At 49.5% G+C, this 20,228-nt stretch carries 16 protein-coding genes and 6 tRNA genes; 14 read left to right on the top strand and 8 right to left on the bottom strand.

What is annotated here, in order from left to right; genetic code table 11:
- The first annotated feature begins 9 nt into the window (after positions 1 to 9).
- Positions 10 to 1,308, top strand: coding sequence for a serine--tRNA ligase (gene serS / locus ABC502_RS08055; RefSeq protein WP_345915514.1), 1,299 nt, complete (start codon positions 10 to 12; stop codon positions 1,306 to 1,308).
- Positions 1,309 to 1,573: 265 nt separating this feature from the next.
- Here the strand turns inward: serS and ABC502_RS08060 are convergent, their stop codons facing one another.
- The 5 genes from ABC502_RS08060 to ABC502_RS08080 form a co-directional block, all read right to left on the bottom strand.
- The gene (locus tag ABC502_RS08060; protein ID WP_330088557.1) at positions 1,574 to 1,909 is read right to left on the bottom strand and encodes a TusE/DsrC/DsvC family sulfur relay protein; all 336 of its coding nucleotides are present in this window, start codon (positions 1,907 to 1,909) and stop codon (positions 1,574 to 1,576) included.
- The gene (locus tag ABC502_RS08065; RefSeq protein WP_345915515.1) at positions 1,897 to 2,163 is read right to left on the bottom strand and encodes a DsrH/TusB family sulfur metabolism protein; all 267 of its coding nucleotides are present in this window, start codon (positions 2,161 to 2,163) and stop codon (positions 1,897 to 1,899) included. Before ABC502_RS08065 ends, ABC502_RS08060 begins: the two co-directional genes overlap by 13 nt.
- A 16-nt stretch (positions 2,164 to 2,179) precedes the next feature.
- Positions 2,180 to 2,542 (bottom strand): DsrE family protein, encoded by a 363-nt coding sequence (locus ABC502_RS08070; RefSeq protein ID WP_330088555.1) that lies wholly within the window; start codon positions 2,540 to 2,542, stop codon positions 2,180 to 2,182.
- Positions 2,542 to 2,904, bottom strand: coding sequence for a DsrE family protein (locus ABC502_RS08075; protein ID WP_345915516.1), 363 nt, complete (start codon positions 2,902 to 2,904; stop codon positions 2,542 to 2,544). The genes ABC502_RS08070 and ABC502_RS08075 overlap by 1 nt, the downstream gene beginning before the upstream one ends.
- 85 nt (positions 2,905 to 2,989) lie before the next feature.
- Positions 2,990 to 3,655 (bottom strand): Bax inhibitor-1/YccA family protein, encoded by a 666-nt coding sequence (locus ABC502_RS08080; RefSeq protein WP_330088553.1) that lies wholly within the window; start codon positions 3,653 to 3,655, stop codon positions 2,990 to 2,992.
- A 214-nt stretch (positions 3,656 to 3,869) separates the two neighbouring features.
- Here ABC502_RS08080 and ABC502_RS08085 point away from each other — a divergent pair.
- From ABC502_RS08085 to ABC502_RS08140, 12 genes are all read left to right on the top strand, one after another.
- Positions 3,870 to 3,960 (top strand) — tRNA-Ser (locus ABC502_RS08085).
- Between the two features lie 71 nt (positions 3,961 to 4,031).
- Positions 4,032 to 4,122, top strand: a tRNA-Ser gene (locus tag ABC502_RS08090).
- Between the two features lie 191 nt (positions 4,123 to 4,313).
- A complete protein-coding gene (gene uvrY / locus ABC502_RS08095) occupies positions 4,314 to 4,958 on the top strand; it encodes a UvrY/SirA/GacA family response regulator transcription factor (RefSeq protein WP_330088552.1) in 645 nt (214 codons plus the stop codon).
- 38 nt (positions 4,959 to 4,996) lie between these two features.
- Positions 4,997 to 6,811, top strand: coding sequence for an excinuclease ABC subunit UvrC (gene uvrC / locus ABC502_RS08100; RefSeq protein WP_345915517.1), 1,815 nt, complete (start codon positions 4,997 to 4,999; stop codon positions 6,809 to 6,811).
- A 32-nt stretch (positions 6,812 to 6,843) separates the two neighbouring features.
- Entirely contained in the window at positions 6,844 to 7,416 is a 573-nt protein-coding gene (pgsA, locus tag ABC502_RS08105) for a CDP-diacylglycerol--glycerol-3-phosphate 3-phosphatidyltransferase (protein ID WP_330088550.1), read from the top strand.
- Positions 7,417 to 7,525: 109 nt separating this feature from the next.
- A tRNA-Gly gene (locus ABC502_RS08110) sits at positions 7,526 to 7,601 on the top strand.
- Between the two features lie 28 nt (positions 7,602 to 7,629).
- A tRNA-Cys gene (locus ABC502_RS08115) sits at positions 7,630 to 7,703 on the top strand.
- Positions 7,704 to 7,730: 27 nt separating this feature from the next.
- Positions 7,731 to 7,817, top strand: a tRNA-Leu gene (locus ABC502_RS08120).
- A 31-nt stretch (positions 7,818 to 7,848) separates the two neighbouring features.
- Positions 7,849 to 7,924: transfer RNA gene (locus tag ABC502_RS08125), tRNA-Gly, on the top strand.
- A gap of 216 nt (positions 7,925 to 8,140) precedes the next feature.
- The gene (locus tag ABC502_RS08130; RefSeq protein ID WP_345915518.1) at positions 8,141 to 9,991 is read left to right on the top strand and encodes an HSP90 family protein; all 1,851 of its coding nucleotides are present in this window, start codon (positions 8,141 to 8,143) and stop codon (positions 9,989 to 9,991) included.
- A gap of 22 nt (positions 9,992 to 10,013) precedes the next feature.
- A complete protein-coding gene (locus tag ABC502_RS08135) occupies positions 10,014 to 11,081 on the top strand; it encodes a hypothetical protein (protein WP_345915519.1) in 1,068 nt (355 codons plus the stop codon).
- Between the two features lie 494 nt (positions 11,082 to 11,575).
- Positions 11,576 to 13,264 (top strand): right-handed parallel beta-helix repeat-containing protein, encoded by a 1,689-nt coding sequence (locus ABC502_RS08140; RefSeq protein WP_330088547.1) that lies wholly within the window; start codon positions 11,576 to 11,578, stop codon positions 13,262 to 13,264.
- Positions 13,265 to 13,378: 114 nt separating this feature from the next.
- On the opposite strand, the gene ABC502_RS08145 is transcribed toward ABC502_RS08140, so the two are convergent.
- On the bottom strand, positions 13,379 to 14,818 hold the full coding sequence (locus ABC502_RS08145) for a DASS family sodium-coupled anion symporter (protein ID WP_345915520.1): 1,440 nt from the start codon (positions 14,816 to 14,818) through the stop codon (positions 13,379 to 13,381).
- A gap of 112 nt (positions 14,819 to 14,930) precedes the next feature.
- Between ABC502_RS08145 and ABC502_RS08150 the strand changes: the two genes are divergently transcribed.
- A complete protein-coding gene (locus ABC502_RS08150) occupies positions 14,931 to 15,896 on the top strand; it encodes an aldo/keto reductase (RefSeq protein WP_330088545.1) in 966 nt (321 codons plus the stop codon).
- Between the two features lie 30 nt (positions 15,897 to 15,926).
- On the opposite strand, the gene ABC502_RS08155 is transcribed toward ABC502_RS08150, so the two are convergent.
- Both ABC502_RS08155 and ABC502_RS08160 read right to left on the bottom strand, forming a co-directional pair.
- On the bottom strand, positions 15,927 to 18,155 hold the full coding sequence (locus ABC502_RS08155; RefSeq protein ID WP_345915521.1) for a hypothetical protein: 2,229 nt from the start codon (positions 18,153 to 18,155) through the stop codon (positions 15,927 to 15,929).
- A 137-nt stretch (positions 18,156 to 18,292) separates the two neighbouring features.
- The gene (locus ABC502_RS08160; RefSeq protein WP_345915522.1) at positions 18,293 to 19,942 is read right to left on the bottom strand and encodes an electron transfer flavoprotein-ubiquinone oxidoreductase; all 1,650 of its coding nucleotides are present in this window, start codon (positions 19,940 to 19,942) and stop codon (positions 18,293 to 18,295) included.
- Positions 19,943 to 20,228: the final 286 nt, after the last annotated feature.

Genomic DNA, 20,228 nt, shown 5'->3' on the forward strand with positions numbered 1-20,228 from the left:
TGAACCATTATGTTGGATGCTAAGTTTTTACGAACCGAATTAACTCACACGGCAGAGCGCCTGGCCGGCCGGGGCTTTAGCCTGGATGTGGCTGCGCTTAGTCAACTTGAAGAGCGCCGGCGTGACTTGCAGGTGCGGACCCAGGAGTTACAAAATCAACGCAACAGCCGCTCGAAAGAGATAGGTCAGGCCAAAGCCCGTGGCGAAGATATTGCGCCTTTGCTGCAGGAGGTCTCCGGCCTGGGCGAGCAACTGGATACCGCCAAAACCGAGCTGGATCAGTTATTGGCCGAGCTGGAGCAAATCAGCCTGAGTATTCCCAACTTGCCGGACGCCTCCGTGCCGGTGGGAGCAGACGAAGCGGCCAATGTTGAGGTACGTCGTCACCTTGAGCCAAGCTCATTTGAGTTTGAGCCAAAAGATCATGTTGATTTAGGCGAAGCACTGGATAAGGGGCTGGACTTTGAAAGTGCAGTCAAGGTGGCTGGTTCACGCTTTGTGGTGATGCGTGGTCAACTGGCGCGGCTGCATCGTGCACTGGCGCAGTTTATGCTGGATTTGCATACCAATGAACATGGCTACACCGAAATGTACGTGCCTTACCTGGTCAATCATGACAGCCTTTATGGTACCGGCCAGTTGCCAAAATTTGGTGGTGATTTGTTTCATACCAAGCCTGCCACCGAAGAAGGTCAGGGCATGGCTTTAATCCCAACGGCGGAAGTACCGCTGACCAACCTGGCTCGCGATACCATTTTTGATTTGGCTGAATTGCCGGTTAAAATGACCGCCCATACGCCGTGTTTTCGCAGTGAAGCCGGCTCTTATGGCCGGGATACCCGTGGCCTTATTCGTCAGCATCAGTTTGATAAAGTTGAGCTGGTCCAATTGGTGCACCCGGATCACTCGATGCAGGCGCTGGAAGAGCTTACTGCGCATGCCGAGCGGGTGTTGCAACTGCTCGAGTTGCCTTATCGGGTGATGCTGCTCTGCACCGGTGATATGGGCTTTGGAGCCTGTAAAACCTACGATCTGGAAGTCTGGTTGCCAGCACAAAATACCTACCGCGAAATTTCATCCTGCAGCAATATGGGAGACTTCCAGGCCCGTCGTATGCAGGCTCGCTTCCGGCTGGCTGAAGGTAAAAAACCGGAGCTGCTGCATACCTTAAATGGCTCGGGTCTGGCCATAGGCCGAACCTTAGTGGCTATTTTGGAAAACTACCAACAAGCCGATGGATCCATTCGGGTACCTACGGCACTGCAGCCTTATATGCAAGGGCAGGCGGTGCTAAAGGCTAAAGGGTAGTAGAGGCTAGCTTAGCATGCCCTCCAAGTCGGTTAAGGAGCATCCTATCAAGGCCAGCAGTTCAAGGCGACTGCGGCCGACAGCACCTGATTTGAAAACGCCTGCCCGTATCCGTTTTTGGTTGTATCGCTTGCTGCTGCTTGGAGTGGTATTGATTGCCGCCTTGTTTTTCCTTGAAGCGGTGATTGGTATAGTGCGCGACAGCTTTTAAAGTGTCGCAGCACTGGCCCGGTCGCACAGATAACACAGTTTGTTTGCGCTACAACTAAAGGCAGCGGGCAGGCTTGGGCAGGCCGGCAATTCGGGTTGCCTGTTTAGCAGGGCCATCCGGGAACAGCATAAACAGATACTTACTACTACCCTTTTCAGGCCCATAGTGTTGTGCCATGGCTTTCACCAGCAGCCGGATGGCAGGTGAGGTTTGATGCTCCTGATAAAAATCCCGCACAAAATGAAGCACCTCCCAGTGCGCTTCAGTCAGCTCAATGCCTTCTTCATTGGCAAAGTATTCGGCCAGTGCATGGCTCCAAAGTGATAAATCAGCCAGGTAGCCGTGTTTATCCAATGGGATCTGTTGCCCGTTTAGCATTACTTCGGCCATAGCACCACCTGTGAAGCCTGAGCCGCCAGTTCCACCCAGACACTATCTTCAATAGACTGCCATGCTGCTTTTACGTTAAGGCCTCGCGCTTTAAGATCCGTAGCCAGCACCAATGAACGGCAAGGTAATTGGGGCCAGTCCAGCAACAGAGAGTAACAGCCATCCTGGCGCAGCAGCAACAGATCCTGCGGGGCCAGCTGTGATAGCAAGGGCTGTGCTGGTAGCTCGGGGTAGATCCAGTGCACTAATTTCATGGCAGGGAATATCCTGTTAAAAAGTGACGACTTGCTGACACAGCGCCAACCGCTCAGCCAATTGCTGCCTGGAAAGTCGTGTGATCGCATGATGGAGCTGCTTTGGATCGATTTGGTATTGATGCAGACTATCCTGACAGACTAAAGGGGCAGCTAAATCGTAAAGCGGCAATAAACCCAACAATTTGCTGCAGTCTTTTAATTGCAGCGCCGCGCTAAAATCGTTATTGGGCAGCAGCAGACAGACAGCCGGGCCGCTTAGTAGCAGCTGCACCGGGCAATCGACCGCAGCCAGTGCCAGGGTATAATCCAGTGCTTCACGGGCCGCACTGCTGTTGTAAGGGCTACTTTGTAACCAGATTAACGTTGGTTGGCTCATCAGAATTGCACCAGTTGGTGGCATTGGCTTAGCCGCATGGCATGCTCGGCCAGGCCAGCCAGTTGATAACCAGCGTTCAACTGGTCTGGCTGCAGACTGAGGCCTCGTTTTTCTGCCGCAGTGCTGCAGAACAATAAAGGAATGCGCTGTTGCTGGCAAAAATCTGCCAGCAAAGCGGCTGCGTTGGGCTCATCCGAGGGTAAGTCGATAGCCGCACTGGCAGCCAGTACAGCATTTTGGTACAAAAAAATGTGTTCCACCTGATGGTTTGCTAGAACGGCTGCTTTGGCAAAGCGCAGGCAGCTTTGAAAGGCCTGGCTGGCAAAAGGGGACTCAGTAAGCAGCAGGGCAAAGGTAGTCATCACGGCCTCAAAAAAAATGCCTCACATCAGGGAGGCATTTTACTGGAAAATAAGCCAACGACAAAGCGTCTGTATTGGCTGTGTTTTAGTCGTTATTCAGCACACCAAGCAGGCTTAGCAAGTGAACAAAAATATTAAAGATGTTCAGGTAAAGCGCAACGGTGGCGCGGATGTAGTTGGTTTCACCGCCATGGATGATTCGACTGGTGTCAAACAGAATCAGACCCGACATGATCAGGATTACCGCTGAGCTGATGGCCAGTGAGATCGCCGGAATTTGCAGGAACAAATTCGCCAGTATCGCCAGCAACACCACAATCAAGCCAACAAACAGAAAGCCACCCATAAAGGAAAAATCTTTGCGGGTAGTCAGGGCATAGGCAGAGAGTGAGAAGAAAATCACTGCCGTACCTGCTAAAGCTTGCATAATCAGGCTTGGGCCATTGGCCAGTCCAACGTAGTAGTTCAGCATTGGGCCTAACGATGCGCCAAACAGAGCAGTGAAGGCAAATACCCAGATAATACCGCTGGCTTTATCTGCTTGTTTGTTGACTACAAACAGCAGCACAAAGCCAGCAATCATGCAGACCAGCGATGCCATAGGCGAAATATTTAATGCCATGGCAAACACCGCAGCAATGGCGCTGACTGCCAGCGTCATGCCGAGCAGGAAATAGGTATTGCGCAGTACCTTATTAATTTCAACACCACGGCTCGCCGAGCTAATGGTATGGGTTTCTCTGTACGACATACAGGTCTCCTTACATTTGGTTGTGTGATAGAACAGAACCAGATTGAGTTAATGCTTTGATAACTATCATACCTGCTAAGTTCCCGAACCTCTAGTGATTCCGTTGCAAAGCATGCTTGAAAAAAGCAAATTGGCTAAAAATTGGCTGGCTAGAGGCAAGAATGACAAAAAGAACTTTTCTTTCAGCAGCAAACTGATTAGTATACGCCTCGCTGGAGGGATGGCAGAGCGGTTGAATGCACCGGTCTTGAAAACCGGCGTGGGTTAATAGCCCACCGAGAGTTCGAATCTCTCTCCCTCCGCCACTTTTTCCTGATTGGCTAAGTTTGGAAAAGTGAAGTGTACATTAGCCTCCAATGCCGTATTGGATTATGCCGGAGGGATGGCAGAGCGGTTGAATGCACCGGTCTTGAAAACCGGCGTGGGTTAATAGCCCACCGAGAGTTCGAATCTCTCTCCCTCCGCCATTTTTTCTAGCCATTGCAGTTCCTACCCCAATTTTTGATTCCATCTTGTTCACCAATCTGGCAGACTAGCCTCCGCATTATTACAGCACCGAATTGTTGTATCCAAAGTGGTGAATTGGTCGAGTTTATAGCTGTTCTCGGCTATGCTATGCCTATAAATAATAACTAAACCAGTGAAGCGGAGAAGCAGCTTGATTAACGTACTTATTGTCGATGATCACGAGCTTGTTCGGACTGGCATCAGTCGCATACTAAAGGATGAGCGTGGTATCAAGGTGATAGGCGAAGCTGGTACCGGCGAAGAAGCTCTGCATTTTTGTCGCCAACATACGCTAGATGTTGTGTTGATGGATATGAACATGCCCGGTATGGGGGGGATGACAGCAACCAAGCGTATTTTGCACTTTTGTCCGGATGTCAAAGTGCTGGCGCTTTCAGTGACCTGTGAAGAACCGGTGCCAACTAAGGTAATGCAGCTTGGTGCGGCGGGTTTTATTTCGAAGAATGCCGCACCATCAGAAATGGTCTCTGCGATCCGTAAGGTGCATTCTGGTGTGCGTCATATCTCGGATGAGGTGGCGCAGAAGATGGCGCTGAGTAAACTAAACCATCAGGGGCAGAATCCTTTCGATGAGTTGTCTGACCGTGAGCTGCAAATCATGTTGATGATTACTCGTGGTGAGAAAGTGAATGATATCGCTACTCAGTTGAATGTCAGTGCCAAAACGGTCAATTCTTATCGTTACCGAATGTTTGAAAAGCTATCAATCAATGGCGATGTCGAGTTAACGCATTTGGCCTTACGGCACGGCATGATTGATATAGCCAAAGCCTGACAGCATGCGGTGTTGATTGCCGTTGGTGGTAGATTGTAATGTTTGATGCCAAAAGTTTTATGTCGGGCGTGCCGCAGCAACCTGGCGTTTATCGGATGTTGAACGCCAAAGGTGTGGTGATCTACGTTGGTAAAGCCAAGAACTTGAAAAAGCGGCTTAGCAGCTATTTCCGTGCCCAGGTCGACAGCATCAAAACCAGAGCTTTGGTCAGTCAGATTGCTCAGGTCGAATTGACACTGACGCACAGTGAAACAGAAGCTCTGTTGCTGGAAAACAATCTGATCAAGGCGCACCGCCCCAAGTACAATATCTTATTACGGGATGATAAGTCCTATCCCTACATCATTCTGACCAGCCACAAACATCCACGTTTAATGTCACACCGTGGAGCGCGCTCTGTGCCTGGCCAGTATTTTGGCCCTTACCCTAATGCTGGTGCTGTTTGGCAAAGTCTGAAGCTGATGCAGAAAATTTTCCCAATCCGCCAGTGTGAAGACAGTTTTTATCAGTCCCGCACCCGGCCTTGCTTGCAATATCAGCTGAAGCTGTGCTCTGCGCCTTGTGTTGGCAAAATCTCCGATACCGATTACCAAGAGCAAGTTCGGTTGGCCCGGCTGTTTTTAACCGGTAAAGATCAGCAAGTGATTGCAGATTTGGTGCAGCAGATGGAGCAGGCCAGTCAGCAACTGGCTTTTGAAAAAGCTGCCCAACTGCGCGACCAGGTTCAGGCTCTCAGGCGTGTGCAAGAGCAGCAGTCGGTCAGTGGTGATCATGAAGAAATGGATGTCATTGGTTTTTGTTTCCAACATGGTGTTGCGGCTGTTCATGTGCTTTTTATTCGCCAGCACAAAGTAATTGGCAGCAAAACCTATTTTCCTAAATTACCGGCCAATACCATGGCAGTGGACATCTTACCGGCTTTTCTGATGCAGTTTTACCTGCAGCGCATGGGAGGCCAGCAAGTGCCGAAAGACATTGTACTTAGTGAGCTACCGGAAGGTGCCGAGGCATTGCAAACCGCCATCAGTGAGCTAGCCGGCCGTAAATTACGGCTGAGCCTGGCCCGGCGAGGTGAAAAAGCCCGTTACCTGGAACTGGCAAGCAAAAATGCCCGGACCGCCTGTGATGGCAAAGTTAGCCAGAGCCAGAAAGTGCACTTTGGTTATCAGGCACTGAATACGCTGTTCCAGCCCAATGCTGAAATAAACCAGATGGAATGCTTTGATATTAGCCACACCATGGGCCAGGAAACCATTGCTTCTTGCGTGGTGTTTGATGGACATGGGGCCAATAAAACTCTGTATCGGCGTTATAATGTCAAAGGTATTACTGCAGGCGATGATTATGCAGCTATGGACTTTGCCTTACACAAGCGCTATGGCAATTTGACTGACGAAAGCTTATTGCCCGATCTGGTGTTGATCGATGGTGGCAAGGGCCAATTGCAGCGCGCCATTGATTTTTTCCGTGGGAAAAATTTTGCCCGGGTGCCGCTGTTGATGGGAGTGGCCAAAGGCGAAGGGCGTAAACCTGGTCTGGAAACCTTAGTGATCCCTGGCCAGCCAGCTATCAATCTGGCCGCTGATCACCCGGCGCTGCACCTAATTCAGCAAATACGTGATGAAGCGCATCGCTTTGCCATTACGGGGCATCGCACAAAACGCGGCAAAGCCATGCTCAAAAGCCCTCTGGAGCAAATCCCCGGCATCGGCAGTAAACGCCGGCAAGCTTTGTTGCAATTTTTGGGTGGTTTGCAAGGAGTACAGCAGGCCAGCGTTGAAGAATTGAGCAAGGTGCCGGGAATATCCCGGCAACAGGCAGAAACCATTTACCAGCAGCTGCATAGCAAGTAGCATACAATGAATTCAGCAAAGAGATGTCCCGCATGATCAATATTCCCAATCTTCTGACGTTGTTTCGGCTGTTGCTGATCCCGGTTTTTTTATGGTTGTTTTATTCAGGGATTGAATCGGCGCGTTTTTGGGCCGCTCTAGTGTTTGTGCTGGCCGCCATCACTGATGCGCTGGATGGTTATCTGGCCCGAAAGCTGGAGCAATCCACTCCCTTTGGCGCTTTTTTAGATCCTGTGGCCGATAAGGTGATGGTGGTTATGGCACTGGTTTTGGTAACGGTGGATATGCAGTTGCTTTGGATGACCATTCCTGCATTGATTATGATCAGCCGGGAAATCATTATCTCGGCTTTACGCGAGTGGATGGCCGGGTTAGGGCGCCGCGCCAGTGTGGCGGTTTCTGGCAGTGGTAAATTGAAAACCATTTTTCAGATGCTGGCATTGATTGGCCTGATCTGGCAACCCGCCGCTGCCTGGCTAAGCTGGGTTATGCCGCTTAGTTGGGGGTTGCTGTATATTGCGACGGTACTGACGATAACGTCTATGGTGCAGTATGTGTATGCGTCCCGCAATGACTTTGGTACCGAGCCAGAGCAGGGCGCCTGACTGGCAGCTAAAAAAATAAGCAGTCGATCAACAATGTGACAATTTATTGTTGACTGAATGCCTGAAACCAGTAGAATGCGTCACGTGCTCAGGCACAGTGAAGGACAATGCGAGTATAGCTCAGCTGGTAGAGCGCGACCTTGCCAAGGTCGAGGTCACGAGTTCGAACCTCGTTACTCGCTCCAATTACGTGAAGTAATGCATCCTCACATTGGCGGGTTGGCAGAGTGGCCATGCAGCGGATTGCAAATCCGTCCACCTCGGTTCGACTCCGGGACCCGCCTCCATAGTTTGATACGTAACACAAGTTGTCTGCCCGGGTGGTGAAATCGGTAGACACAAGGGATTTAAAATCCCTCGAGGGAAACCTCGTGCCGGTTCAAGTCCGGCCCCGGGCACCATTTACTGCAACCAGAGCGGTAAACAAGATTTGCGAGTATAGCTCAGCTGGTAGAGCGCGACCTTGCCAAGGTCGAGGTCACGAGTTCGAACCTCGTTACTCGCTCCAAATTTCATAAAAAGCAGTCGAATGGCTGCTTTTTTGCTTTCTATCCTTAAGTTCATGCCCGTCGAGCCTGTTTTCAAAGTCGGCATGGTGCCGCACTGTTGCTCCTATGCTGAATAACCTTATTTTTTGCCAAGCCAACGCTTATCGTTATAATAGACCGCTAACACATCATAAGTTAAATGACTAAAGACAGTTAATGGAAGTTTAAGGATGACAATGGATTCTTCCTCATCTGAAGTGGAACAAAGGTTCTTGGTAAACCTTGCTGGCATTATTGATATTTTATCAAAGCATTTATACAGCGGTCCTCAAGTGTTTATCCGTGAGTTACTACAAAATAGCACCGATGCTATTTCTGCCAGAAAGAATCATAGCAATGAGAGCGAAGCTCCCGGAAGTATCAGGGTGACCTTGCTGCCTAAGCGCTCAGAGCAGCAGCCATCGCAGCTCATCATCGAAGACAATGGCTGTGGTTTAACTGAAGATGAGATCCATCAGTTTTTAGCCGTTATCGGTCAATCCTCAAAGAAAGAGTTTTTAGAAAACCCAACACACGATTACATCGGCCAGTTTGGTATTGGGCTGCTGGCTTGCTTTATGGTTTCAGATTCGATTTGCTTACAAACCCGCAGTGTGAAACAAGCGGATAGGGTACTGCAGTGGACCGGCAGGCCGGATGGGACTTATCAGGTAATAGCCATTGAGCAGTCCATGGCTATCGGAACACGGGTTATTTTAACAGCAAAGCCAGAGGGCGAGGAATACTTCACCGATAATGCTTTGCAGCGCTGGATGCTGTATTACGCAAGCTATTTGCCTTATAGCATTACATTAGATACTGCCAGTGAGACGGGTTTTCGCATTAATCCACAACCGGCACCCTGGTTATGGTCTGATTATTCGGGTAAAGCATTTTTAGATAAAGCCATAGTGATTGGGGAAAAATATTTTCGGGGACCTTTTTTTGATACGATCCCATTAAAGACCCGGGCTGGGAAGGTGCAGGGTTTGGGCTATATTACCGCCTGTACCAGCAGTGAGCATCAGCAGCAGCATCTGATCCACCTGAAAGGCATGCGGCTCACCAAAAGCAGCCAAAACCTTTTGCCGGATTGGGCTTTCTTTGTTCGTACCATTGTGAATGCAGATGATTTGCGACCAACGGCATCAAGGGAATCGCTGTATGAAGATGCAAACTTACTGGCAGCCAAAGAAGAGTTGGCAGAGCAGTTAATCGGTTATCTGGTAAGTATGGCAGAAAACGAGCCTGAGAAGTTTCAGCACTTTGTCAGTTGCCATCAAATGGCCTTGAAATCACTGGTACTGGAGAACCACTACTTCTGCCTGAAAATTGCGCCTCACCTTACTTTTGAAACAAATCTGGGTACTATGACCCTGGCTTGCTACCTTGAAAAGTATCCAAAGATCCGCTTCGTTGATCATGTTGATAGCTTTCGTCAGTTTGCCCAGATATCGACTGCAAAACAAGAGTGTCTGATCAATGCTGGCTATTCCTATTGCCGCGAAATTCTCACCTTGTATGCCCATCTTAGCCAAACTGACATAGAAGCACTGGATCCACAGAGTTTAGTGTCACAGTTGAGCGAGACTGAACTGGATCCGTTGCTGTTGGCCCGCTTTATTAACAAAGCAAAACTATTGATGCATGATGTTTGCCCAAATATCAGTGTTAAGCGATTTCTGCCAGCGCAAGTGCCAGCTTTGTATATTAGTTGTGAGAAACAGTTTTTTATCCGGGCGGCTACCAAAAATAAGGAGCAAAGCGACGATCTTTGGTCTGAGATCATAGACAGTGTGATTGAGCCGTTGGAAAGCTATGCATTTTCAGAGTTATGCTTAAATGCTAATCACAGCTTAGTTATGTCGCTGATACAGTGTGATGATGCTGTGCAGTTGGCAAAGTGTTTAAAGATCATTTATGTACAGTCACTTTTGATGGGGCACTTTCCGCTGAGTGCCCATGAAATGGAAATTTTAAATGAAGGCTTAGTGGCAATGATGGCCAACAGTCTGAATGTAGTAAGTTCTAGCCAAACCCAGCACTAAGCTATAAGACAAGGATAACAGCATGAGCACAGTGAACGAGTTGTTGAGTCAGGCCCGTCGCCTACCGGATGGGGAGCCCGCGAAAATTCGGTTAAACGAGCAGGCTATTTCGCTGGCCGATCAGGGCAATGATCTTGGGTTACAATATAAAAGTCGTATTGCCTTGGTGGAAGCCGCGGCTTTTTCTGGCCATCCGGAAAAAGTTCTGGTGAACTTTGGCTGGTGTATTGCTCAATGCGAAAAGTTTCCCGAGCAATTCCCTCTGCCGGATATCTTGTGGAAATATAAGTATGTGATTGCGTGCGCTGTTGGCTTTCATTCGATTAGTCGTGAAACGTTGGAACAGCTACTAACCAACATGCATCGTCACTATGAGCAGGCCGGTTTTAGTTTGCGTCCCGTCCATTACATGCGTGCCCATATGCATCTATACGCTGGCGAATTTGAAGACTGCTTGCAGCAACTGCAAATTAGTCGTGGCCTGGAGAAAGATCGCTTTGCCGATTGCTCAGCCTGCGAAGTAAACTTTATTGTGACTGCACTGGTAGCGTTAAAGCGCGATCAGGAAGCTATTCAAGCTGCTCAGCCTCTTTTACAAGGAAATGAAGGCTGTGCAGAAGTACCTCATCTGACTTTTGCTGCGCTCCTTAGCAGTACAAGTCGATTGGGTAATAAAGAGCTTGGTACGCTTCTTTTAACGTCCGGCTATCAGCTAATTCGCAGTAATCCAGAGTTCCTGTACCAGATAGGTCTGCAGATGCAATATTGTGCTGAACAAGCACTGATTGACACTGGTCTGGAGCGTTTACAGAGTCATTGCGATTGGTTGTTAGCAAGCATGGATCCTGGGGGCCGTTTGCAATTCCAGATGGGAGCCGCCATGGTGTTAAACAAAGCGCTGCAGCAGGGGCAAACTTCGTTAGTATTGCGCTTGCCGAATAGCTTTGCATTGTTTAATCCTGCAGGTGAATACTCTACTCAGCAGTTGTGCGAGTATTTTTCGCAACAAGCCCTTATGGCAGCGCAAGGCTTTGATCAACGCAATGGCAATCGCTATTATCAATTGCAACTTGCTGAGAACCTGGCTTAATCATCGTCATCACATCAGAATATAGGCCTTATGCTGTAACAAGGCCTATGCTTCCGGGGGGCTGCAAGGACACACCGGTTAGTTAGCAGCCTGACACATTGCTGTCTCCCATCCATTATTGAAACTTTTGCGTGAAATTAGTAAATATTGCGTTCATCTTTTTGGTTTATTTCTTTGTGTGTCTAATACTCTGCAAGCACCGATGGCTTATTTGAGTTCAGCTAGGGTGCTTTTTATTGGGTAATGTCAAACCATCAAGAGGTTAACTGATGAGACAACTAACAAAGATTTTCTACCAATTCGGTTTGGGGGTGGTGCCCTTAGTTATATCATTGGCTGGTACTTTTGCAGTAGTACAGCATGCTGGGGCAGCTTTGCCTGTGCAGGAACATTTCAGTGCAGCTGGGGCAAACCACTTTTTTAGCTCTGGTTACAAAACAGTGACTGCTAGTTCGAATACGCCTTTTTATTATGCTTTAGCCGGCTCAAACAATATGTCTGTTGCTGGAAATCAGTTTACTTTTGGCAATGCTCGCTTCAGTGTCGGTAATGCTTTGCCAACGGTGCAAACGTCATCCAGTGACATGCTTGCTAATACAACCGGCGTGTTGGATCTTGGTCAGCCCTACCGTATTTCTTTTTGCGTAAAGGGCACTTCAGGCAATGGCAGTAAGAAATTCCAGATCTATGTGGACAACAATACCACCGGGCAGGCGAACTCGGCCCATGGAGGGGCATCGCGTATTTATGATGCCACTGTCAATAGCCTCTCTGCCGGGCAGCGGGTGGTGGTGGACTCAGCCGTAGGCACGGCAAGGTCCTTTTTACAGCTGCGTGTTGAAAGCGAAGCAATGGTAACGATAAGCGATCTTTGGATAGAGCGTCAGTCGGCCGCATTGCCACAGCCATCGTGCAGTGGTTCAGCACCTATTGTGGAAAATCTTTCCCACCTGGTGCCATCTGCACCTACCCCAAGTCCTCATCTTAGTATTCCCGCAGGCAGCCGGACTTTTTATGTAGCGCCCAATGGCAATAACAGTCACTCAGGGACTATAGGCTCGCCCTATGCAACCTTGAACAGGGCAGTCAGCAGTGCCCAGCCAGGTGATGTGATTGTGATGCGTGGTGGTGTTTATTACCACGATGATACCATTCGTATTAACAGTGTCAGTGGTACGGCTAGCCATCCGATTCGGGTTTATGCATACCCTGGTGAGCGGCCGATTTTGGATTTTACCCCGCAAACCATTCAAAACAACGCTCATGGTGTACGTCTTAATGCCAGTTATTGGCATCTGTATGGGTTGACGATCCGTTATGCCGGTCATAATGGCTTGCGGGTTGATGGCAGTCATAATCGGTTGGAGCGACTGGTGTCACATGGTAACTACGATACTGGTATTCTGTTGGGAGGCTCGGCATCACACAACCTGATTATGAATTGTGACAGCTATCATAACTTTAACTCGGCGATTTATACCAACCGGGTTGGCAATAATGCCGATGGTTTTGGTGCTAAGCAGTTAGATCTTGGGCCTGGCAACCACTTTTATGGCAACCGCTCATGGGAAAACTCAGACGATGGCTTTGATTTTTGGCGCGCTCCTCATCCTATAGTGCTACAAAATAACTGGGCATTTGGTAATGGTAATGCCGCAGTATTTGGTCATCCCAGCAATTTCGAGGGCGGTGGCAACGGCTTTAAGCTTGGTGGCAACAACGATCCTGGTGATCATATTGTGGTTCGTAACATAGCCTTTGATAATTTTGGCAGCAGTGGCAATGCGAAAGGGTTTGATCACAATAATAACAGCGGGGCGTTAACGCTGTTAAATAACACCGCTTTTAACAATGGTCGGAACTATGTATTTCCAAATAACCCTGCTAGCTCTGGTAAGCGTCATATTTTTTATAACAACCTGAGCCTGAATGGAAGTGTGGACATTGCCAATGGTGCCACGCAAGGCGGTAACAGCTGGCAAGAGGGCACACCAGCCAGTGGTATGTTTGAAAGTTTGAACACAGCTTTGGCTAAGAGTCCGCGTCAGCCGGATGGATCTTTACCGGTAACCCATCTGCTGCGGCCCAAATCGGGCAGCTTTATGGTTGATGGTGGTGTGAATATTGGCCTGAGCTATAGTGGTGCAGCACCAGACATCGGTGCCATCGAGTACAACCCTTGATAACATCCGGATGAGCAAGGCATACGCTTGCTCGGGCCTGGGTTGTACCAGACTGGCTGCAGAAGCAGCCAGTCTTTGGTTGGACTCTATGAGTTACCGCCCGCTGCTCAGCGGTTAAAAGCTAAATATAACTTCCACCAGCCAATAACAAAACAGCGTTATCACCACAATCGCCAGCAGGTTCAGTGCAAAGCCGGCTTTCACCATATCAATGATTTTCAGCTTACCCGAAGCAAAGACAATGGCATTGGGTGGGGTGGCCACTGGCATCATAAAGGCGCAACTGGCTGCCAGTGCTGCCGGCACCACCAGCATGGCGACACTGGTATCCAGTGCCAGTGCGACGGGCCCGAGCAAGGGGAGAAAGCCCGCTGCTGTCGCAGTATTGCTGGTGACTTCAGTTAAAAAGATAATAATGCTGGTGACCAGTAAGACCAACAGCAAGATAGAAATACCGTCCAGGCCACTGACTTGCAAAGCAATAAAATCTGCCAGGCCAGATTTTTGAATTTGCCCGGCCAGCGCCAAACCACCACCAAACAGTAATAAAATGCCCCAGGGCAGCTTTTTAGTATCTTCCCATTGCAAAATACGTTGCCCGCTTCTCCAGTTGACTGGCAGGATAAACAATAAGGTTGCGGCTGTGATGGCGATGATGGTGTCGTCAATCGGCAAGCCGGTTCGGCCTTGGACAAACTCACGTGAGATCCAGCCGATGGCGGCGAATAGAAAGATCGCCATCACACGCTTTTCTCCACCAGACATAGGGCCAAGTTGCTGCAGCTCCTGTTGATACAGCGCTCTGGTATCGGTTAATGCCACTTTATCCAACTGAAAAGAAAGCTTGGTTAGCCAAAACCAGCACAATAACAGCAAACAGGACGCAATAGGTACCCCGATCAACATCCAGCGAGCGAAGCCAATTTGAATGTCGTAGTTGCTTTGCAGGTAAGCAGCCAACAGGGCATTGGGAGGGGTCCCTATCAAAGTGGCAATCCCGCCAATACTGGCAGAGTAGGCAATGGCCAGCATGATGGCGGTGTCAAATCCTTGCTCCTTACTGGCTGCTGATTGTTGCAAGGCCAGAATGGACAGAGCAATTGGCAGCATCATGACGGAAGTTGCAGTGTTTGACATCCACATCGAGAGGAAAGCAGTGACCACCATCAGGCCGGCAATTTGCTGGCTTGGCTTGCTACCAACAATCAGCATCACATGCAGGGCTATGCGTTTGTGCAGCTCCCAACGCTCCATCGCAATCGACAGCAAGAAGCCGCCCAGGAATAAAAATATCAGCGGATGGGCGTAGTGTGCTGTCACAGCACCAAGCGCGTCCAACCCAAGCAATGGCACTAACACGATGGGCAGCAAAGAGGTCACCGGGATGGGCACCGCTTCACTGATCCACCAGATTGCCATCCAAAGTGTTAAGGCTGCCATCAGCCAGGCGTGCTGACTCATACCGGTAAAGGGAACTTCCAGACTGCTAAGTAACAGAAAGCTTAGCGGCCCAGCTAACAAAGGAAGCAAATAGCGGGTATTTTTGCTGGTCATAAAAGCGCTGTGAATGAAAGAGTTATAAAGCCAAGTCTAGGTGGCAGACACTGTATTCGCAATTATGTTTGGGTATATACTGAAAGTCTGTGTTGCTTTTCTGGATTTTTTTATGCAGTTTCCTTTGCAGGCTCATTTTCCAGCAGCCAGCCGTCTGGTGTTTGGCTGCATGCAGCTTGGTGGTGATTGGGATCGTGGCGCTACAACCGCATTGCAGCATCAGCGCGCTTTCAGTGCTTTGGATGCAGCCATTGAGGGCGGTATCACTTGCTTTGATCATGCCGATATTTACACCTTAGGTAAATCTGAGCGGGTGTTTGGCGATTATCTACGGCAGTCTGGTATTGAACGTGAGCAGTTGTTTATCCAGAGCAAGTGTGGCATTCGGCTGGCAACCAGTGAGCAACCAGGCTATTACGATTTCTCTGCGGCGCACATCCGGCAAAGTGTGGATGCGAGCCTGCAACGACTGGGGTGTGATTATCTGGATCTGTTGCTGCTGCACCGGCCAGATCCCTTGATGCAACCCAGAGAAGTTGCTGCTGTTTTTTCCGATTTGCATGCTCAGGGCAAAGTACGGGCTTTTGGGGTATCGAATATGGCCTGGCCACAACTGCAGTGGTTGCAGCAGGCGCTGGAGCAACCATTGATCGCCAATCAATTGGAAATGAGCCTGGCAAATTATCACTGGTTGGAAGAGACCATTCTCACTGGCATGCCAGCAGGCAGTCAGTGCCACTTCTCGGCTGGGACGGTAGAGTTTTGTCAGCTCAGGGATATCCAACTGCAAGCCTGGGGAAGTCTGGCTCAGGGACTCTTTAGCGGGGGGCGCTTGCCCCGAACGGATGCCGAGCACAAGACCGCCACTTTGGTACAGCAGTTGGCGGCTGACTACCAGGTATCAGCCGAAGCCATCGTATTGGCCTGGCTGTTGCGGCATCCGGCTGCTATTCAACCCGTGATTGGCAGCTTGTCGGTGGCACGGATACAAGCTTGCCTGCAGGCCACACAAATAGAACTTAGCCGGGAACATTGGTATCGGTTGTACTGTGCGGTGCGGGGACAAGCGCTGCCCTGAACAGGCGCAGAGCTTGTCTGTCTGCGGGCGTTATTTTTCCGGTTCGCTGGCAGCGTTGCTACTGGATTTCCTCTCTTTTTTGCCGGGTAACTGGTTCAGTGAAATCACCCTGGTTTTGCTGATCTTATGCCGGTAAATTTCTCGCAGATACTTGATGGCTTTTTTCACGCTATCACGCGATAACCGGATATCGTTGATCGAGATAAATTTATCTTTACTATGAATCAGCTCGCGGTATTTTTTCTCATACATGGGTTTGATTGCGTACCAGTTGGTATCCAGGATTTTGGCCGGATTCTCAAACTCATTCAGCATGGTATCCAGCAGCGCTTCATCGAAGTGCTCATCACGAATAAATTCCAGCATGGCCTCGTCCAGTTGTTCATCAAAGCGGTAACTGTCTTTGGCAAAGCAACGTTTGATGTAGGCGACAATCAGTGTCAGGAAATCATCACTCAGGCACGGGCTTTTCACAATTAACGTGGTCAGCGAAATGTTGGCAGAAGCGCCAATTACCAAAGCATAGCGTTTTAAGGTGGTATTGGGGAACAGGTTGTTCAGATGAGACTTCAGCTTGTTCAAATCGATGTACGACAATTTGTAGTCTTTGGGCAAGGAAACAATGGACACCACGGATGAGCAGTTTTTGAAAAAGTGCAGGTTCTTTAGCTCAGCCGCGTTGTAATTATTCTTCTGATAATTGGCCAGTGTCTCACGGTAGCGTTCTGACTCAATCGGCAGTAAGCTGATACCCTCAATGGCCTGAGTGACTTTGTTAAAATGCGGCAAGTCAATGGAGCGGAAAAACAGATCGTCAATGTTCAAACCACTTGGAGCCTGTTTGTCGAATAGCTTGACCTTTTCCAGGCTGCTGCTCTCAGCCGGGATCACCGATTCGGCATAAGCTACCGCAACAGGCCCAGCCAGGCTCATAAAGAGATCATTGGCATCCAGACGGATGGTTTCGCCGATATCAATGCCGGCCCGGCGGAAATAGTTTTCATCGTAATCCGTGGTAACAGCCTGGGCCGTCAAGATATTGAATATTTGCTGTGAAATGTATTGATTGGCGTATTTTTCCATGGCATTGACATCAATGTGCTGGATGTCGCCGTCATCGGTTTCTTCGGCATAACGCATGATGTCGTTGGAGATTAGCATCATCGCATTCCAGGGCCGGATGCGGTGCATCACACTGGAGTCGCTACCATCCTCATGGTCAAAGTTGTAGGAGAAGTCCCACTCTTCTGCCAGATACTTGCACAGTAAACGACCGGCATTGATATGCAACGCCTCGGACATCTCCACCCCATGGTCAGAAATATTCGGCAGGATACAGATGCCGCTGGTAAAGATGGGTTCAAACACAAAGGAGTGACCGCGGTTTTCTTCGTTCTCTGGTAAGGTTCGGGTATCGAAGGTTTTGCTCATGTAGGCATACTGTTGGGCCAGGCCGAACTCAGAAGCCATGCCAGAGCCGGTACCACCGCCTGCACTGAAAATATAAAAATACAGTCGCGACTGGTTGGCTTTGATGCCACAGGAATCAATCAGGTAGGAGTGAATAAACTTCCAGTCCGCATTGGAAAAGCGCTGTGTGTCTTTATTCAGAATAATTTTCGCCAGATACTGGCCAAGAATAGGAGCATTGCCAGCGCCGCCTGCATGAACTTCGGACAAATCCATAATTTTCATTTTGGTGTAGTCGTGCAGGAAACCGCTGGATTCACCTTTGTTGGAAAAGCGGATGCGGCCTTCGATGTCTTTATCCAAATCACCCAGCATCACCAGTGGCTCTATCAGAAATACCGGTTTTAACGCATTCGATTGTTTTAAATGCAGGCTGCGCTTAATCCAGCGCATGGGCCGGTATTCCTGTTCGCGGTTTTGCTTTTCTTCGTTGTTAAACTCATTCAGGTAAAAATTACGGGCATTGTAGACCAGAGACGCCACATCCAGTGCAATGTTGGAGCCACAACGGCCAAGGCCAATCAAACAAACAGAAGGAAAGTGTTGCTGTCTTGGAGCACTGATTTCGTGTTCCACACCGCTGTTTGGGAAAACGGTTTGGCGAAGTGCATCCAGGTTAGCCAGAATACGGTTGAGATCGCGCTCCGTAAAATACATATAACGCTCCCCACCAAAGGAAACGACTGGCTGTCGGGCTATGCTGCTGGCTGCAGGCCGCACTGCAATTACTTCATCATGCAGATCATCCTGATTTGTGTCCGGCTGGGTGGTCGGTATTTTTGTTGCCATAGAGCCTCTTCCTGCATCTGTTTTTTATACGACTGTGCACTAAAAGTAGACCGTTTTTCTGCTGAATACAATGCGGGATTAGCACTGAACCTGGTTCAGATCAATAAAAAGGGAGCACCCGGCTCCCTGAATAAAAGTTACATGTTGGGGTAGTTTGGGCCCCCCGGGCCTTCTGGTGTTACCCAGGTGATGTTTTGTGCCGGATCTTTGATATCACAGGTTTTGCAATGAATGCAGTTCTGGGCATTGATCTGGAAACGGGCCTGGCCATCTGTCTCTTCGATAACCTCGTATACCCCAGCCGGGCAATACCGTTGAGCGGGCTCGGCAAAGCGGGGCAGGTTTTGACTGATGGGAAGACTGGCATCTTTCAGCTTCAGATGACAAGGCTGCTTTTCTTCATGGTTGGTGTTGGATAAATACACCGACGATAAGCGGTCAAAGCTCAGCACATTGTCCGGTTTGGGGTAGTTGATCACCGGGCACTCACTGGCTGGTTTGAGCTGGGCATGGTCCAGCGACTCGTCTTTGAGCGTCCAGGGGAGTTTGCCGCCAAACCAGTTTTGTTCGATGGTGTTGTAGGCACCGCCCCAGAAGGTGCCAAATTTGTGCATGGCCGGACCAAAGTTGCGTGAGCGATACAGCTCGTCGTACAGCCAGCTTTGCTCAAAGCGTTGCTGGTGATGGTTTAAATCCTTGCCACCTTCATCCCCGCGTTGCAAGGCTTCAAAGATGGTTTCTGCGGCCAGCATGCCGGATTTCATGGCCGTGTGGTTGCCCTTGATTTTCGCAAAGTTCAGAGTACCGGCTTCACAGCCCGCCAGCAGGCCTCCGGGAAAGCTCATTTTGGGCAAGCTGTTCAGGCCTCCTTTGGTGATAGCTCGGGCACCATAGCTGACGCGTTTCCCGCCTTCGAGGTATTGCTTTAGCACCGGGTGCTGCTTGTAGCGCTGGAACTCTTCAAAAGGACTGAGGTGTGGATTGCTGTAGTTCAGATCGACGATTAAACCCACCAGAATTTGCTGGTTTTCTGCATGGTACAGGTAACCACCGCCAGAGGTGTTTTTATCCAGAGGCCAGCCTGCGCTGTGCACAACCAAACCAGGGTGATGCCTGGATGCATCCACATCCCAGATTTCTTTAAAGCCAATAGCGTAATGTTGTGGCGAGCAGTCTTTATCGAGTGCAAATTGCTGCAGCAACTGCTTGCCAAGGTGACCGCGACAGCCCTCGGCAAAAATAGTGTATTTGGCACGTAGCTCCATGCCTGGTTCAAAGCTATCTTTGGGCGTGCCATCGACATCCAGCCCCATATCACCGGTAATAATACCTTTGACCACGCCATCTTCAATAATCAGCTCTGCTGCCGGGAAGCCGGGGAATATCTCCACCCCCAGTTGCTCTGCCTGCGCAGCCAACCAGCGGCAGACATTGCCCATAGACACAATGTAATTACCACTGTTGTGCATGGTTTTAGGCACGGAAAAGCCAGGCAGCTTTTTGGCCTGACTGTCGGATTGCAGCAAGTAAATATCGTCGTGTACAACCGGGGTATTCAGCGGGGCTCCCAATGACTGCCAGTCAGGCAGCAGCTCGTGCAAGGCTCTTGGCTCAAACACTGCACCGGATAAGATATGAGCGCCCACTTCTGAGCCTTTTTCGACTACACAAACCATCAGCTCTTGCCCGGCTTGCTGTGCTTGTTGCATCAGCTTAATCGCAGCGGATAAGCCGGCAGGGCCTGCACCTACGATTACTACGTCAAACTCCATCGATTCTCTTTGCACGTCCACAGCTGACCTCGTTCGTTGTTGTCGTTGTTTTGCAGGGAAACAAAGGAATACCTCATTGCAGGCATCGTTACCCTGATCATTATCAATATCGCGCCCTATTTGGCGTGCCTGCTACTCGTCTGCAAGTGTAGTGGATGTTATTATTTACAGCGAATTCAGTACGAAACAGCCCGTAAAGCCTATTGCAGGTTGACGTTTACGTCAACAGTAAGTAGATTGTGAGCATGTTCTGCTGGATAAGTTTACCTTCACGTCAATCAAGCTGCCAGTAGCAGTCGGA

It is taken from the genome of Alkalimonas sp. NCh-2 (assembly GCF_039631345.1).
Taxonomy (GTDB): Bacteria; Pseudomonadota; Gammaproteobacteria; order Enterobacterales; family Alteromonadaceae; genus Alkalimonas; species Alkalimonas mucilaginosa.